The 18,061-nt window shown below is 28.2% G+C and carries 15 protein-coding genes and 1 riboswitch; of the genes, 3 read left to right on the forward strand and 12 right to left on the reverse strand.

Annotated features, from left to right (window positions below):
- Window positions 1-170: 170 nt before the first annotated feature.
- The 5 genes from ftsH to ABUA17_RS08775 form a co-directional block, all read right to left on the reverse strand.
- The gene (gene ftsH, locus ABUA17_RS08755) at window positions 171-2,264 is read right to left on the reverse strand and encodes an ATP-dependent zinc metalloprotease FtsH (protein ID WP_042397596.1); all 2,094 of its coding nucleotides are present in this window, start codon (window positions 2,262-2,264) and stop codon (window positions 171-173) included.
- A gap of 46 nt (window positions 2,265-2,310) precedes the next feature.
- Window positions 2,311-2,841 (reverse strand): signal peptidase I, encoded by a 531-nt coding sequence (gene lepB / locus ABUA17_RS08760; protein ID WP_078061308.1) that lies wholly within the window; start codon window positions 2,839-2,841, stop codon window positions 2,311-2,313.
- On the reverse strand, window positions 2,829-3,056 hold the full coding sequence (locus ABUA17_RS08765) for a DUF3006 domain-containing protein (RefSeq protein ID WP_042397603.1): 228 nt from the start codon (window positions 3,054-3,056) through the stop codon (window positions 2,829-2,831). Before ABUA17_RS08765 ends, lepB begins: the two co-directional genes overlap by 13 nt.
- A gap of 565 nt (window positions 3,057-3,621) precedes the next feature.
- Window positions 3,622-4,914, reverse strand: a complete 1,293-nt coding sequence (lysA, locus tag ABUA17_RS08770; protein WP_042397607.1) for a diaminopimelate decarboxylase — start codon at window positions 4,912-4,914, stop codon at window positions 3,622-3,624.
- 219 nt (window positions 4,915-5,133) lie between these two features.
- A riboswitch (Lysine riboswitch) is annotated at window positions 5,134-5,300 on the reverse strand.
- A gap of 149 nt (window positions 5,301-5,449) precedes the next feature.
- Complete coding sequence (locus ABUA17_RS08775; RefSeq protein WP_042397611.1) at window positions 5,450-6,124, reverse strand: beta/alpha barrel domain-containing protein; 675 nt, start codon at window positions 6,122-6,124, stop codon at window positions 5,450-5,452.
- A 292-nt stretch (window positions 6,125-6,416) separates the two neighbouring features.
- Between ABUA17_RS08775 and ABUA17_RS08780 the strand changes: the two genes are divergently transcribed.
- Both ABUA17_RS08780 and ABUA17_RS08785 read left to right on the forward strand, forming a co-directional pair.
- Entirely contained in the window at window positions 6,417-7,658 is a 1,242-nt protein-coding gene (locus tag ABUA17_RS08780) for a DUF1576 domain-containing protein (RefSeq protein WP_195952718.1), read from the forward strand.
- Window positions 7,659-7,661: 3 nt separating this feature from the next.
- Window positions 7,662-8,006: a hypothetical protein gene (locus tag ABUA17_RS08785; RefSeq protein WP_042397617.1), complete on the forward strand. Its 345-nt coding sequence runs from the start codon at window positions 7,662-7,664 to the stop codon at window positions 8,004-8,006.
- 255 nt (window positions 8,007-8,261) lie between these two features.
- On the opposite strand, the gene sfsA is transcribed toward ABUA17_RS08785, so the two are convergent.
- Window positions 8,262-8,954, reverse strand: coding sequence for a DNA/RNA nuclease SfsA (sfsA, locus tag ABUA17_RS08790; RefSeq protein ID WP_195951273.1), 693 nt, complete (start codon window positions 8,952-8,954; stop codon window positions 8,262-8,264).
- A 484-nt stretch (window positions 8,955-9,438) separates the two neighbouring features.
- Window positions 9,439-9,615, reverse strand: a complete 177-nt coding sequence (locus ABUA17_RS08795) for a hypothetical protein (protein ID WP_172676138.1) — start codon at window positions 9,613-9,615, stop codon at window positions 9,439-9,441.
- Window positions 9,616-10,013: 398 nt separating this feature from the next.
- Between ABUA17_RS08795 and ABUA17_RS08800 the strand changes: the two genes are divergently transcribed.
- A complete protein-coding gene (locus ABUA17_RS08800) occupies window positions 10,014-11,693 on the forward strand; it encodes a PTS transporter subunit EIIC (RefSeq protein WP_042397623.1) in 1,680 nt (559 codons plus the stop codon).
- A 70-nt stretch (window positions 11,694-11,763) separates the two neighbouring features.
- Here ABUA17_RS08800 and ABUA17_RS08805 read toward each other — a convergent pair whose 3' ends face one another.
- The 5 genes from ABUA17_RS08805 to ABUA17_RS08825 form a co-directional block, all read right to left on the reverse strand.
- Window positions 11,764-12,942, reverse strand: a complete 1,179-nt coding sequence (locus ABUA17_RS08805) for an SAM-dependent methyltransferase (RefSeq protein ID WP_288161056.1) — start codon at window positions 12,940-12,942, stop codon at window positions 11,764-11,766.
- Between the two features lie 201 nt (window positions 12,943-13,143).
- Entirely contained in the window at window positions 13,144-14,550 is a 1,407-nt protein-coding gene (locus tag ABUA17_RS08810) for a radical SAM/SPASM domain-containing protein (protein ID WP_055291531.1), read from the reverse strand.
- A gap of 17 nt (window positions 14,551-14,567) precedes the next feature.
- Entirely contained in the window at window positions 14,568-15,149 is a 582-nt protein-coding gene (locus tag ABUA17_RS08815) for a manganese efflux pump MntP (protein WP_042397631.1), read from the reverse strand.
- 220 nt (window positions 15,150-15,369) lie between these two features.
- Entirely contained in the window at window positions 15,370-15,930 is a 561-nt protein-coding gene (locus tag ABUA17_RS08820; protein WP_195952435.1) for a TetR/AcrR family transcriptional regulator C-terminal domain-containing protein, read from the reverse strand.
- Window positions 15,931-16,218: 288 nt separating this feature from the next.
- Window positions 16,219-17,634, reverse strand: coding sequence for a sensor domain-containing diguanylate cyclase (locus ABUA17_RS08825; RefSeq protein WP_288161055.1), 1,416 nt, complete (start codon window positions 17,632-17,634; stop codon window positions 16,219-16,221).
- Window positions 17,635-18,061: the final 427 nt, after the last annotated feature.

Genomic DNA, 18,061 nt, shown 5'->3' on the forward strand with positions numbered 1-18,061 from the left:
CCCTTCGGTTAGTTAATAGTTAATAGTTTTGAGTTAAAAGTATATTTATAGTTAAGAGTTTAAAGGAGTTAAGCTATAAAATAATAGCTTAACCCCTTATTAATTATACCTATTTATAATTTATCTTTTAGTTTATTTTCTGAGTTTTAATATACTTTTTAAGCCTTATCTTAGTCTTCTTTAGTTTCTTCCTCAGACTCTTTTTCTTTGTCCATATCTAATATAACTTCATCATTAGAAGATGATTGTTTCATTATATCTTCTTCTTCTTTTTCAACAGCTTCAATAACTTCTTGTGCTACTTTAGCATCTTGTAAGTCTTCTGAAATTTCTTCTGAAACTTCATCTGCCTTTTTTTTGTTATTTTCAAGCTCTCTGCTTTTCTTTTCTTCTTCTCTCTTTTCCTTTAATTCTGGATATTTTTCATATACAAACTTAAAGAATTCATCTCCGAAAATAGTTTCTTTTTCTAATAAGTATTCAGAAATCTTATCTAATAAATCTCTATTTTCTCTTAATATTTCTCTTGCTTTTTGATGGCACTCTCTAATTATAGATAAAACTTCTTTATCTACTAAAGTAGAAGTTTCTTCACTACAATTTCTAACTGCTCTACCATCTAAGTATCTGTTTTGAACTGATTCTAAAGCCATCATATCAAAGTTATCAGTCATACCATAAATAGTAACCATATTTCTTGCTGTTTGAGTTGCTCTTTCAATATCGTTTGAAGCTCCTGTAGATACAAGATTAAACACTTCCTCTTCTGCAGCTCTACCACCAAGCATAACCATTATTTGGTTCATTAATTCTTCTTTAGAAACAAGGTATTTTTCCTCTTCTGGAAGTTGCATAGTATATCCTAATGCACCCATTGTTCTTGGAACTATTGTAATTTTATGAACTGGATCTGTTCCTTCTAAAAGTCCAGCAACTAATGCATGCCCAACTTCATGGAATGCAACAACTTCTCTTTCTTTCTTAGAAAGAATTCTATCTTTCTTTTCTTTACCAGCAATTATAACTTCAACTGCTTCTTCTAAATCTTCTTGAATAACTGTTTCTCTTCCACTTCTAACTGCTCTTAAAGCTGCTTCATTTACTATATTAGCAAGGTCAGCACCTACAGCACCTGGAGTTCCCTTTGCAACTGATTCTAAGTTAACTTCTGGTGACATCTTAACATCCTTAGAGTGAACATTTAATATTGCAATTCTTCCTTTTAAGTCAGGTCTATCAACAATAACTCTTCTGTCAAATCTACCTGGTCTTAAAAGCGCTTTATCTAATATTTCAGGTCTATTAGTTGCACCTAAAATAACTATTCCTTTTGATGTATCAAATCCATCCATCTCAGTAAGTAATTGATTTAAAGTTTGTTCTCTTTCATCATTACTTTGCATTTGATTATCTCTACTCTTACCTATAGAATCAATTTCATCTATAAATATTATACAAGGAGCCATTTTTTCTGCTTCTTTAAATAAATCTCTTACCTTAGCTGCACCCATACCAACAAACATTTCAACGAAAGTTGAACCTGAAACTGAAAGGAATGGAACCTTTGCTTCACCAGCAACAGCTTTTGCTATAAGAGTCTTACCTGTCCCTGGAGGCCCTACTAAAAGAGCACCCTTAGGCAATTTAGCACCTATTTCTGTATATCTCTTAGGGTTATGAAGGAAATCTATTATTTCTGTTAATGATTCTTTAGCTTCATCTTGCCCTGCAACATCTTCAAAACTTACTTTTATATCTTTTTCAACATATACTTTGGCATTACTTTTACCCATGCCACCCATGCCCATTGGACCTCCGCCCATTTTTTTAGACATTTTGTTAAATATAAATCTAACCACAAAGAACATTATTACTAATGGAAGTACATTTAATATAATAAAGTCCATCCATACAGATTGTTGCTTTGTTATTTGAGGATAATACTGTACGTCATTATCTATTAATAATTGTATTAAATCTGGATTATCTGCATTTCCTGTATAAAGAACTTTACCTTTCATATCACTTGAATCTTGAGGTGTTATTACAAGTGCTGTCCCATCTACAGTAACTTCTTTAACTTCCTTATCTTTAACCATTTGAACAAATTCATTATATGAAATTTCCTTTGTCGTTAACATTTCCTTAGCTGTCGAAAATGAATATAAAAACAAGAAAGCTACTACAACATAAATTAATAAGAACTTATTATTGTTATTCTTCTTCTTTTCTCCGCCTTTTCTATTGTTCACATTATTATTCATACTTTTTTATTTCTCCTACTAACTCTTAATGTCTTTTTATAAGCTCTTATTCTATTTTTCCAAAGTCTTTCCATGGATATACCTTTATTTGAGCTTTACCTTTTATTTCACTACCATCAATATATGGATCATTCCAATATCTAGAATCTAAAGACCAATATCTATTATCTCCTAAAAAGAAATACTTACCTTCTGGCACTTCAAATTCACCTGTATAATTATCTGCGGTTCCTATATAGTTTTCTTGAAGTGTTTCTCCATTTACGCTAACCACACCATCTTTTATAATAACTTTATCACCTGGTAATCCTATTAGTCTTTTAATCATATCTTCATCTTTTTCTTCCGAATGAAAAACTACTATCTCACCACGCTTAAGCTTTTCTGGATTATAAACTCTGCTAACAAACAATCTATCACCAACATTTAATGTTGGAACCATAGATTCTGATGGAATTTTAACCTTAAAAATTAAAAACCTATTAATTAAAAATGCTAATATTACAGCTACTACTATTGGTACAATCCAATCATTAAAAAAGTTCGTTTTTTTTACATCTTGGCTCACTCTTCCCACATACCTTTCATTAAAGCATTTATATTACTTTTTCGCTCTTTAGTTGCGTCTTCATTTACCTTAAATGAATTATCATCAATCTCAACTACTACATCGCCTTCACTAGGTTTAGTATCAAACAAATTTATATCTATTAAGATTATACCCTGTTTTTCATCTTCTAAAACAATAGAATTTCCTTCTATTCTGTCCACTATAAATTTCTTTTTTCCCATACTAATACCCTCTGTTTATTAATCTTTATTTAAGATGTAAAGTCAATAACAAGTAAATAAACTATATACTTTAAATTTATTTATATTGAAACTTACCATAATTTCAATAACTGCTTATAAGTATATCACATTTCATTAATAACTAATAGTATCACTCTTCATTATATAGTGTTATTATGTCATTTCTGTTACAAAAAATTTAATGTTATATTAAAATATTAACTATTAATACTTTCAAAGTATTTAATTTATAATACTGATTCAAAATATTTATATACTTAAATATAATTAAAAAATTTTAAGCTATAAAATAAAAATAACATTGTTAGTAAGATTAATACAAGAGAAACTTAAAGCGAAAATATTTTTAGCTAACACTCTTAGTAAGTGACAAGCTTAATAACTGACAGGTAGCAAATGACAAGTGTAGAGTTTAGGAATAAATTCAGCTCAACCTGAATTTAAAAACAAAATAGCCTAAATCATCTCCGATGATTTAGGCTATTTTTTAAAGAAACTCCTAAGGAGTTTTTAATTCAACTCTTAACTATTAACTCTTAACTACCTAAACTTCTAGCTCTAAAAGTTCCTCATAACTTTGTCTCTTAGATACAAGCCTTACAACTCCATCCTTAATAAATACAACTGGTGCTTTAGGATTTTTATTATAATTACTAGACATTGAAAATCCATATGCTCCTGTTGAAAATACAGCTAATATATCTCCTATCTCTGGCTTTTGTATACAAATATCTTCAATAAATATATCTCCTGATTCGCAACACTTTCCTGCTATTGCAACCCTAGTATTAGCTTTTTCATCAATTTTATTAGCTATAGCCATTTCATACTTAGCTCCATATAATGCAGGTCTTATATTATCAGTCATTCCTCCATCTACAGAAACATAAGTCCTAACACCTTCAATATTCTTAATTGCTCCAATTGTATAAAGTGTTATACCTGCATTTCCAACTATTGACCTTCCTGGTTCTATAGTTAGTATTGGTCTTTCTATATTTAATCTTGAACAAACTTCATCAACTTTATTTAATATTACCTCACAGTACTCCTTTGGTTCTCTTGGTTTATCTTCATCAGTATAATGTATACCGAATCCACCACCTAAATCTAATTCAGGTATTATATGTCCTGTTTGGTCCTTAATTTCTTTCATAAAATTCATCATTATTTCAACAGCATCCTTATAAGGTTCTGTTTCAAATATTTGAGATCCTATATGGCAATGTAAGCCCTTTAAATTCAGATTTTCACAATCTAAAGCAAGTTTTACTGCATTCATAATAGTTTCTCCAACAGGTGCAAATCCAAATTTTGAATCTATTTGTCCTGTTTTAATATAATCATGTGTGTGAGCTTCTATTCCAGGGGTTAATCTTAAATAAATATCTTGCTTTATATTATTTTTTCCAGCCTCTTCATTTAGCATTTTCATTTCATCTAAATTATCTACAACAAATCTTCCAACCCCAAGTTTAACTCCTAATTCAATTTCTCCTCTGCTTTTGTTATTTCCATGAAAATACACTTTATTTAAAGGAAATCCCGCTTTATATGCTGTAAATAATTCTCCCCCAGATACTACATCTAAATAAAGTCCTTGCTCATTTACAAGCTTACACATTGCCTTTGTTAAAAAAGCCTTCCCTGCATATGCAACTCTATTATGATTCTCTTTACACTTAAAATTATCATAATAACTTTTGCATGTGCTAATTAATAAATTTTCATCCATTACATATAGCGGTGAACCAAATTCTTTAACTAAATCACTACAGCTAATTCCTCCTATACATAATTCATTACTTTCAATTTCCATTGCCCCAAATAATTTCATTGTTATACCTCCAAAATATTATTAATTAGGAGTTAGATATTATAGACGTCATTAATAGGTTATTCACTAAAACTACTTTTGTTATCCATATTCACAAACTACCAATTTATAAAAATAATAATAAAAAACTACCCCTATAGAAAACCTATTGAGGTAGTTTACTTATTAAAATGCAATTTTAATTCAAAAATAAATTCAATTCCCTTGATTGAATAATTGCACCTTTTTAGCACTCCACTTTCGTGACAGTTATACATATATTCTATGCATACCCAGAAATAACTTTTTGCATAAATTATTCCTTCGGCCATCATACCTTTCATAAATCATCTTAGCTCGCCAGCTCCTATTTACTACTCTTTATAAACAGCACCTCTAACATAGGTATTCTATTAAATTTTCTCTTAAATAATTAAACTCACTTTTCTCTGTTATGCTTAAAAGTTTCATTCATATATCATATGTACATCGTTATTAATATGATACCATATTAATTGAATTATTCAACCATATTTTATTTTTTATTCCATTTTAATTATTCACTTCTATATTTATCCATAAGATTACTCATAGTATCACCATTTGCTGGTGGTGTATAAGTTATTGCATTTGCTCCTGCTTCTATTGTTTTTCTTATTGTTTCTTCATTTGGCCCTCCTGTAGCTATAACTGGAAAATCTGGGAACTCGTCCTTTATCTTTTTAACTATCTCTGGAGTGTTTTTACCACCTGAAACATTTAATATAGTAGCTCCTGCTTCTATTCTTTCTCTTATATTTTCGTGAATAGATACTACCGTCACTATTAATGGTATATCTATAGTTTCTTTAATTTTTGAAACAACCTCATTTGACGTAGGTGAATTAACAACTACTCCCATTGCCCCTTTAAACTCTGCATCTAATGCTAAATTAACAACTCTTTTACCTTGAGTTATTCCTCCTCCAACTCCACAAAAAACTGGTACATCTGCAGCCATTACTAAAGCTGCTGTTATTAACGGTTGAGGAGTAAATGGATATACAGCTATAATAGCATCTGCATTTGTATTCCTAATAATTGCAACATCAGTTGTAAATAATAAAGATTTTATTCTTTTACCAAATATTTTTATTCCTGAACAATCTCTAATACATGAAGGTACTTCAATAACATGACTTCTTAAGATACCTTTTATTTCAGGTACAGTTTTATGCTTTTTAATCTCCATCTTAACACTCCTATTACTTGTTTTATAAATATAATTATACTAGTTTAATTCAAGATTTAAAGAACTTTAAAACAAATTGAACTAAAAGTTAACACTTTATATATAAAAAACAAATAAAATTTGATAAAATATTAATAAATATGCAATATAGTATTTTATGTTAGAAGTAACTTCTTTTCCTAACGTTGAATGAGCACATTGTATTTATTTTCTATTAACTAGCTTTTAAATTAGGAATATTAGTTCACTTCAATATATTTAAAATTTATAATTTGACTTATGAGGTGTTTTAATGAAATCTTTTAAAAATTATTATCCCCCATATGTAATCCTTTCCTTTTTGTATTTATTATTCATTATTTTTGCATTCTTCTTAGCTTCTCCACTGGAAATCTATCAAGGATTAAAAAGAATAATATTTTCTTCTGATATACTAATAACAGATTATATGGAACTTGGCGGAATTGGTGCCGCTTTAGTTAATGCATCATTAACTAGTTTATTATCCATTTCACTTTTAATGATTAACGGTATTAAACCTAATGGGTCAACAATTATGTCTTTATGGCTTATGACTGGCTTTTCTTTTTTAGGTAAGAACATTTTTAATATATGGCCTATTATTTTAGGAGTTTACTTATTCTCAAGATATCAAAAGGAACCTTTTCTTAATTATATTTTAGTAGCAATACTTGGGACTAGCCTTTCTCCTATAGTTAGTCAAATAAGCTTTGGAGATCATTTATCCACTCCAATAGACTTTCTAATTGGAATATTACTTGGGGTTTTAGTTGGCTTTATATTACCACCTATAGCCTCTCATAGCATTAAAGCTCATAATGGATATAACTTATACAATATAGGCTTTGCTAGTGGATTACTTGCCACTTTATTGATGTCTATATTAAGGAGCTTTGGAGTAAATTTTGATTCAAGATTAATTTGGCATAGTGGTTCTAATAAAATATTATTTATTCTATTAATGATATGTTGTTTTTACTTAATTATAGTTGGATTAATTCGTGGCAAAAATAAGAAATCTACTTTATCCACTATAAATAAACAAACTGGTAGACTTATTAGTGATTTTTATATCCTTTTTGGTGAAACAACTTATATAAATATGGGTATATTAGGAATACTTGCTACTCTTTTTGTTGTACTTATTGGTGGTGACTTAAATGGAGCTACAATATGCGGTATTTTCACTATAATTGGATTTGGTGCCTTTGGAAAAAACATAAAAAACACAATTCCTGTTGTTATTGGAGCAAGTATTGCTGCTTTATTCAATGTAAATCCTATCACTTCACCCTCTTTGCTATTATCAATATTATTTTCTACAACTTTAGCTCCTATATGTGGTAAATTTGGTTGGAAATATGGTATACTAGCTGGTGTAATTCACGTTAATATAGTAACAAATATAGGATATTTGCATGGTGGGCTTAATCTTTATAATAATGGTTTAGCAGGCGGCTTTGTAGCAATGATATTAATTCCGTTAATAACCACCTTCAAAAAGGAGATTTAACTTATGAAATTTAAAATTGAAAAAAACATTAAAATCATTAACGAATTAATTGCTTACTTTTACAAATTTGGAACTACCGATGTTCATATTGATTTAAATTCTGATTCTAAGAATTCTTACTTTAATATTTATGGTAAAATAGATAATATTTCAAAAGATGAATTAGAATCTTTAATAGATATATTAAATACTCCAAGGCAACGTGAAGTAGAAAATTATTATTGGAACTTAGGCGGTGAGTGTGAGTTTGATACTGAGCTTACATTAGTAGGAATGATGATAAATTCAGCTAAAGTTACTTATATTGATAATGTATTAACCATTAGTATTATTAGAGAAGAAAGTTAGAAATTCATCATTTATAAATAACAACCTTTGTTAGTTTAAAGTCTCAATTTTAGCAATTGAGAAATTTCAACTGATAAGTGACAAGCTTCATTAGTTTAGAATGATAAGTTTCAAATTGCAAGTTAAAGAATAAATTTAGCTATGGCTAAATTAAAATAAAAAAATAGCTTCAATAATTAAAATGATTGAAGCTATTTTTTTAAAGAAACTTCCAAGAGTTTCATTCTTAACTTGTCACCTGTCACTTGTAACTGATTAAAGTATTATTTCAACTGGTTCATTTATCTCGATTCCATCTTCAGTAACTATGCAATTATACGCAAAAATATCTACACCATTTTCTTTTGCAAATCTAAGAGCCTTACCAAACTCCTGATCCCTTTCATCATTTGGTGAGAATTTATTAACATCTTTTAACTGAATTAAGAACATTGCTCCAGCACCATACCCTTGCTTTTTAGCTTCTACTAATTCTAATAAATGCTTTGCTCCTCTTTCTGTCGGTGCATCTGGAAATCTTGCATATCCCTTATCCTCTAAAGTTACTCCCTTTACCTCTAAAAAATATTCTTCATTTTCATCATTTGAAATCTTAAAATCAAATCGGCTTTTTCCAAAAGTTTTTTCTCTCAAAATTTTAGTATACTGACTAAGTTCTTTTACCTTACCATTTTTTAATGCTTCTTCAACTACTTTATTAGGTATCTGTGAATCTATACTTATTAATTTATCTTCCTTATATACTGCCACTAAATCATAGGGGGTCTTCCTAGTAGGATTTAGTTCTTCTCTTAGAAAAACTGTACACCCTGGTATAAGAAGTTCCCTACATCTTCCTGTATTAGGTACATGTACAGTAATCTCTTCTCTATTTAATTTAACTACTGCATTAAATCTATTTGGTCTGCTTATAAATTCTGCTGTTACTATTTTTTTATTATATTTCATGTTTTCTCCTCAAATCCTTACAAATTATGTCTTTTTTCTATTATTATTTAAGATTTATTATATCTCTTAATAATAGTTATCCACAACCTATAATTATATATTCATATGTTTTTATCCGAATAATTACTTAAATATCGGGTTATCCACAGATTTTGTCCACAATTCTGTTAATATTGTTGATAACTTTTTAAAAGAATGCTTGTTCGATTTTTTTTATTCTACAAACTGCTTGTTTTTTTTACATTACCCCCTATATAGTTATTAATTTTTGTAGTACCCTAATATATTGTGTCAATACTTTGGAAAAAGTTTTCAACACTTTTTAAAAGTTATCCACATTTTGTGGATAACTTTTCTTATATATATTATTAGCAATCCACATATTAATCATTTTTAACATATAAATTATTTACTTAAATATAAAAATAAGCTGTGGATTACATTAAAATATTTATACTTAATATAACCCACAGCTTTAATTAAATTAAATCATTTTCTTTTCCTTAAATAATGTCACTAAATATTGAATAATAAATATTGCTGGTCCTAAAATTACAGTAACTATTGGCCAAACAATATGACTTTGAGATTTTTCTTTAGCTAATTTATATGAACAATATACTGAAGCTATTAATAATGCATATGAAAATATGTATGACATTCTGTCTCCCCCCTATTGTTTAATAATAATCATTTTACAAAAAAAATATATTATTCTCAATGTATTTTTCTAGGATTTTATCATTTTGTTATTTATACTTATTGTTTATTACATTTTTTCCCTTTATAAAAAAATTTTTTTATAAAAATCCTTTACAGCAGTTTTTTACTATGCTATTATAACTAATGTAATCGAATAACGAGCGTGTTACTGGTGATGCAGGCAAGGCTTAAATATGTATAAATTATTATTATATCTCAAATAATACTTATGGGATAATTATATAATTTATAGATATTTGGGCCTTTTTTTATTGTTTAATTTAAAACATTACATTTAGTCCCATGCTATTATATTTAATTTATTAAAAAACTATAGATTTTAGGAGGAATAATAAAATGATGCAATTTCTACAAAGAATTGGTAAAGCTATAATGCTTCCAATTGCTGCTCTTCCAATTGCAGGTATCTTACTTGGTATAGGTGGTGCGTTCTTAGGTATCGCAACTTTACAAGATGCTCCTGCAATATACAAAGGATTAATTGCTGTTGTTAATATCCCAGCAGTTACTGCTATATTAACAGTTATGAAAAATGTAGGGGATATCGTATTCGGTAACTTACCAATATTATTTGCTGTTGGTGTTGCTGTTGGTCTAGCTAAAAAAGATAAAGGTACTGCTGCTTTAGCTGCTGTATTTGGTTTCTTAGTTATGAACCAAGTTATATCTACACTTTTAGCTTTAGGTGTTACTCAATTAGGTGTTGTTACTGCTGACTCAGTTGGTAAATATGGTACTTATGTTACTACTAATGTTGGTATATTTACATTAAACATGTCAGTATTCGGTGGTGTAATTACTGGTTTAGTTACTGCTTTATTACACAATAAATTCCACACAATCCAATTACCAGCTATTATAGGATTCTTCTCTGGATCAAGATTCGTTCCTATAGTTACTGCTGTTACTATGGCATTTGTTGGTGCAATATTAGCATTTGCTTGGCCAGTTGTTCAAGATGGTATCAGTGTATTATCTACATTAGTTAAAAATGCTGGTGCAATCGGAACATTCTTCTATGGATTAATAGAAAGAGCTTTAATACCATTTGGATTACACCATGTATTCTATACTCCATTCTGGTATAGTTCATTAGTTGAAGGTAATGTTTTAGTTAATGGTTCTGTTCAAACTGTTGCTGGTGCAAACACAGCATACTTCGTACAATTATCAAGTATGTCAAGCTTAGTTGGTGCTTCTGCTTCAACTATGAGTGATGTTATAAGTGGAACAACTAGATTCATGGCTGGTAAATTCCCATTCATGATGTTCGGTCTTCCTGGTGCTGCACTTGCTATGTACAAAGCTGCTAAACCAAGTAAGAAGAAAATTGTTGGTTCATTATTAGCTACAGCTGCTTTAACATCATTCTTAACTGGTATTACTGAACCATTAGAATTTACATTCTTATTCGTTGCTCCAGCATTATATGCTGTACACTGTGTATTCGCTGGATTATCATTCATGTTAATGGATTTACTAAACGTATTTATAGGTATGACATTCTCTGGTGGTGTAATTGACTACGCATTATTCGGTTTACTTCCAGCTGGTGCTGGTGTTCCAACTAACTGGTACTGGGTACTTGTTGTTGGTGCTGTATATGCTGTACTTTACTACTTCGTATTCTACTTCTTAATTACTAAGTTAAACTTAAAGACTCCAGGTAGAGAAGAAGATAACGAAGAAACTAAGTTATTTACAAAAGCTGATTACCAAAAAGAAAAAGGTAACGGTGCTGCAGCTGCTCCTGCAAAAACTTCTGCTAAAGGTGAAATAGCTGAAAAAGCTCCTCTAGTATTAGAAGCTTTAGGTGGAGAAGCAAACATAGTATCTGTTGATGCTTGTATCACAAGATTAAGAGTTGAAGTTAAAGATAAAGCAAATGTTAATAAGGATCAATTAAAAGCTCTTGGAGCTGCTGGTGTTGTTGAAGTTGGAAACGGCGTTCAAGCAATATTTGGTGCAAAAGCTGATGCTTATAAAAATGCTATTAACGAAATTCTTGGAGAATAACATTAAATATCAATAATTTAAGTGTGTTTTAAAATATTCGGGTTAAAAAAAGTGGCTTATGCCACTTTTTTTATTTATACATATAATCTCTTGTCATTGGCAATTCATTATTAACACCTTTTACAAATAATATTTGATGTAAATCTACTATACCATTATTAAATACAGCTGCACATGCATATAAGTACATTCTCCACATTCTAATAAATTCATCATCAAACATTATCTTAATTTTATCTATGTTATCATCAAAATTTTTAGCCCACATTAATAATGTCTTTTTATAATGTAGTCTTAAACTTTCAACATCTATTGTATGATATTTATAATCACCAGATATATTTATAATTTCTCTAAAACTTGGTAGAACCCCACCTGGGAATATATACTTCTTAATCCATGCATCTCCCTCTGATTCTTGGAGACCACTTATATAATGTAATAAGAATAATCCCCCTTTCTTTAATACAGAATCTACATTTTTAAAGAACAAATCATAATTGGGTCTTCCAACATGCTCTAACATTCCAACACTAACTACTCTATCAAATTTAAGATGACTTTTGGATAGTTCTCTATAATCCATTATTTTTACATCTATATAATCTTGAAGGTTTTCCCTTTCTATTCTTTCTTTAAATGCCTTGTATTGTTCTTCACTTAAAGTAATTCCTAATCCTTTTACCTTATAGAGTTTAGCTGCTTCTATTAATAATCCACCCCAGCCACAGCCTATATCAAGCAATGATAATCCTTCTGATAAATTTAACTTCTTTAATATATGATGAATCTTATTCATTTGCGCATCATGTAAAGTATCATCACACTTCTTAAAATAAGCACAAGAATAACTTAATGTATCATCTAACCATATTTTATAAAAATCATTACCTATATCATAATGTGATGTAACTTCTTCTTTTTGTTTCTTCATAGAAGTTGATCCACCAAATATCTTTGTTAATGCTCCAAAGTTAGTTGAAAATTCATCTATGCATTTAAGTAATTCATCAAATACAGTAAATAAATCACCTTCTATTTCTATATCACCTTTCATATAGGCTTCACCAAACGCTAATGTAGTACTTGTTAATATATCTTTCTTTTTTAATGGTTTATGAAGTATAATTTTAAACTTTGGATTATCTTCACCTACCTTAACTTCATCTCCATCCCAAAATTCTACATTAAAAGAAACACCTTTAAATTTACCTAAAAATGTTTTTAAAAAGCTTTTTTCTAAATCCATAAGTAACTCCTATTCTATTTATTTTATCTAATATAGATAAGACTTTGCTGTTAATATTTTTTATTAGGGCGCTATTGATAATAAATAAACTACTAACAGCAAAGCACATGAATCTAAAAAAGATTCATATTAAAAATTATTCCAAAATAACTAAATTTTATTCAAAAAATAGGCAGTAAGTTTCCTTACTGCCTACACAAACTAATTTTTAATTAAACAATCATTATTTTCTTTTTTATTCTTTTCTTCCTTAGCTTTTTGTTTATTTTCTAGATTTTCTTTCCATAATGGCTCTGCTCTCTTAGCCCATGTTAATCCATAATTTATAGTCTTCTTACATAAATCATCTACATTTTCTGGATCTATAAATTCAGTAGATTTAGCACCTGAATTTTTAACCATTTCTGCTATCTTAGGTGCATTATCTAATATTGGACATGGTCTGAATTGATTTTGATTAAATGGTTGATTCTTTTGATATTCCATAAATAATGGTTGACCTAAAGCTTCTATTAAAGATACATCTTTTATATTTGCATTTGAATAATGGCAGAATACACAAGGCTCTACATCACCATTTGCATTTATATGGCAGTATCTTCTTCCTCCTGCAACACATCCTCCAACATATTCAGCATCATGCCAGAAATCCATATTAAATATAGCTTTAGTACTACGCCAGCCCCTTATAGTTCTATATAATTTTTCTCTTTGATCTGGATTTGCCATTAATGATGTATCTGTTTTACAGCCTATTGGCATAAATGTGAAATACCAAGAGAAATATGCCCCTTTATCTATCATTAAATCAATAAATTCTTCTGAAAGAACGCTATCGCAATTAGCTGTTGTAAAGCAAGTTGAGAATCCAAATGGAATTCTATTAGATTTCATAAGCTCCATAGCTCTCATTATATCTTTCCAAGAGCCTTCCCCTCTTCTTCCATCTGTAGCATCATCAAATCCTTCAACACTAATTGTCGGTACTAAATTGCCAACTTCAATTAAATCATCACAGAATTTTTGGTCTATTAATGTACCATTTGTGAAGAACATAAATACACAATCATTATGCTTTTTAGCAAGCTTTAATATATCACTCTTTCTTACTAATGGTTCTCCACCAGTCATTATATAGAAGTATATTCCTAATTCCTTTCCTTCTGTAAATAGCTTATCTAGTTGTTCATAGCTTAAATTTAAAGCCTTATTGTAATCTGCTGCCCAACATCCTACACAATGCTTATTACAAGCTGTAGTTGGATCTACTAATATTGTAAATGGTATTTCATGGCCATACTTATCTTTATTTCTTTGTATTTCAGCCCAACCTCTAATAGATGCATTTAATAGGAAATTAGTAAATACTGTTTGAACTATGTTTGGATGTACATTATTGATTATGTTACACATTAGTTTAGTCCAGTTATTTTCTGGATCTTTTAAATATCCTTCTATCATATCATATTGATCAACATATATTTTTTCTGTATCAAACTTTCTAATCCATTCAATTATTTTAGGTAAATTCTTTTCCGGATCTTTCTTTAAATATCCTAAGACTTGTTTTAATGCAAATTGTTGAATTTTATATTTTGGACTTAACATTTAAATATCTCTCCCTTTCAAATAATATTAAAATAATTACATATAATTTTTATACCAATAGCTAAAAGAATAATTCCCCCACAAATATCTATTTGTTTTTTATATTTGTTGCCCATACAGTATCCAACCCATAAACCAATAGTAACTAATATACTTGTTACTATAAATAAAATTAAAATATTACTTATAATTTCTGTTCTCAATAAGCCAAATCCTATTCCTAAAATAAATGCATCTATACTTGTCGCTAGTGCCAATCCTACACTACCTTTATATCCAAAAAATTCTTCTCTCCTTTCATTATATTTATTAACCTTAAATGCATTTCTAAAAAATTTTATACCTAAATAAAATAATATTATTGCTGAAAACCATTGATTTATTGATATGATTTTTTCATTATTTATATTTAACATAGGGTATAATGCAATAATCATTCCAGCTGCTAACATAATTGTTTGAATTGCTCCAAATATTATACCAACTAATAATGCTGTTGATTTTTTTAAATTTCCCTGTGTAGATCCCCTACATACTGCTACAGTAAATGCATCTAATGCTAGTCCTACAGAAACTATAATTATTTCCCATAATCTCATTCATCTACTTCCCTCCTCATATTTTTTATTTTAGTCTTTATATCCAAATAAAGGAATCTATAATATTACTCATTTGTATTTATAAATAAACAATAATAATAATTTGTAATTTTTAATATACAAACACTTAAAAATGTATATTAAATATAATATAGAAATTAATAGACCACTTAAGTGCACTAATTACACCTAAGTGGTCCATATTTTATATATTACATTATTAATTTAAATCGTTAACTATATCATCTAATGAGTTAGTCACTAACACTTTATACTTATTAGACAATTCTTTTGCAGAAATACTTACTCCTTCCTCTATCCATCTTTTAATTATAAATGTTAATCCCCTTGAATAGTATTCTGCAATATCACCTACTGAAAATTTTTCATTTTTTTCGTTACTGGTTCCATATTCCTCAAATAACTTTTTAAACATTTTAACTAAATTACTATTAATAATTTCCTCAAAAGAGTTCTGCCCTGTTACCTTAACTGCTTGTAAGTAAAAGCTCTTATTACTTTCTATTCTTGAAAACATATAATGTATAGCTTCATAAGGCATTTTGCTTTCTATTAACATTTCGCTTCCTTTAAATATATCTTCATAGCAAATTTCCTCTAAAACTTCATACTTATCTGCATAATGATTATAAAATGTTGGTCTTATAAACCCTGCAGCATCAGTTATCATCTTAATAGTTATCTTATCAAAGCTATGCTTCAGTATTAAATTTTTAAAGCTCTCTTGCAATGCTGTATGCACATCTTTTCTATTATTCATAACTCACCTACAAACTGCCTTATATTAAAAGTAAATAACTTTATTTTATAAACTTGAAATTATAGTAATCTAAATAAGACTAAAATTATACAGCTTAAATTATATCATGCTTTGTAATATTTTACCATCATCCATACTGTATATATCTTTCATATATTATTATATAAGCTACTATAATAATATATAAAAATTCCTAATATTATTACTATTTATTAATAGTGATTATCCTTATCTTTTATAAATATAAAAATGAACATAATATTACTACTATGTTCATTCTTACATTTGCTATATGCTTTTTATTTGCTTTTTAAACACATACATTTTCTTATCAGCTTCTTTATATATTTCAATTAGAGGTCTTTTATCACCATTACCTCTATTAAAATATCCATAAGAAATTTCTAATTTACAAATTTTATTATAATTATAATCTTCTATTTTTTCTTTCATATCATCTATCTTTGACTTAATTACTTCTATATCAATATTATTTAAAATTGCTATAAACTCATCTCCGCCCATTCTTCCAACAAATCCTATGCTTCCTAATGTTTCTTGAAGTATACCTGCAAATTTAATTAGTAATTCATCTCCTATATGATGTCCAAAATTATCATTAACATATTTAAAATTATTTAAATCAAATGATATTATTGTTATATTAGATTTATACTTGTTGTCTAACTCCTTAAATTTTATATCTACTGCTGCTCTATTATTTGTATTTGTTAATCCATCTGTATAAGCTAACCTATGATTTTCAATATTCTTATAAATTATTCTCACTCCAAAAATAATTAATAAGAATCCAGAAGTTAGAGCCAATAATTGAAATATTACAAATTTATTGAATCCTGATAATACTTCATCCTTTGGAATTAAAAATACAGCATTCCATTTAACCGAATCTAATGGATTAAAGTTTGCGTAATATGTCTCTCCATTTAATTTTACTTTTCCTAAAGACGTTTCACCTTTATTAATTCCTTCTCTTAAGAAATCTATGTTATTAGATTTCCCTTCAAAATCTTCAAAAATATTTTTTGAGTCATGTACAAATTGCATATCTTTATGTGCTACATAATCACCATTATTATTAATTAAAAAGCTGTAACCACTCTTTCCAACAACTTTATTTTTAAATATATTATATATTTTATTTAAATCAATTACTCCACAAAGTGCTCCAACCTTCTTTTTACCTTTATATATAGATACGCTTAATGTAGTTATTGATCTATTTTGATGAACTTCCATGAAAGGCTCTGTTACAAATCTTTCATTATCTATGACATCATGAAAAAAATCTTCATGAGATTGGTCTTTAACTTCATTTCTATTAACATAATATCCATTACCTAGCATGTCCATTATTATAAAATGTTCAAAATTTAATAAAGTTTCCTGACCCTTTAAAAATGAATATTGTTCATCCCAATTCATGTTATAGATATTTTCATTATTAGCCAAATAATTTAAGATTTTAAAACTGTACTCAAAGTATTCTTCAATAGATTCTTTACATTGATTTCCATTATCTTCAAGGCTTTTTTCAATTATTCCTACTTGATTTTGTTTTGATTTATAAAATGATATTACTGAAAAAGTTAATGTTAATATAAAACATATAAATACTATTGCTATTATTACTTTTTCATTCATCTTAACTTTTACATTATTTGTATTTTTCCTTTTGTACATTCTTACTACCCAATTTAAACCCTTTTTTTTCTATTTATATAATTATATTATATCTAATATCAAACAATTAAAAAAGGTTAATTCCTATTTTATACCAACTAAGTGCTAATTGTCTTAAATCTATACTACTTTAATAATTATTTATAAATTTATTGCCATATCAATGCTAAACTTTTGTATGTACATAAATAAAAAAAGAATTAGATAATACATTTATTATCTAATTCCCTCATTAATTATTCTATATATCTAATACACCTAGCTACGTTCTCAGCAGTGGGCTGTTTCAAATCACTTGCTTCGCTCGTTCTTTGACAGCCTTTGCATGGAACGTGCCAAATACTTCTCTTCGTCACTATCGTTCCTTGACAAGTAAGGCTACGTTCTCAGCAGTAGGATGAGCAAATCCTTCCTTTTAGTCACTCTT

It is taken from the genome of Clostridium sp. RTP31139st1_H3_RTP31139_211217 (genome assembly GCF_040227035.1).
In the GTDB taxonomy this organism is placed as follows: domain Bacteria; phylum Bacillota; class Clostridia; order Clostridiales; family Clostridiaceae; genus Clostridium; species Clostridium saudiense.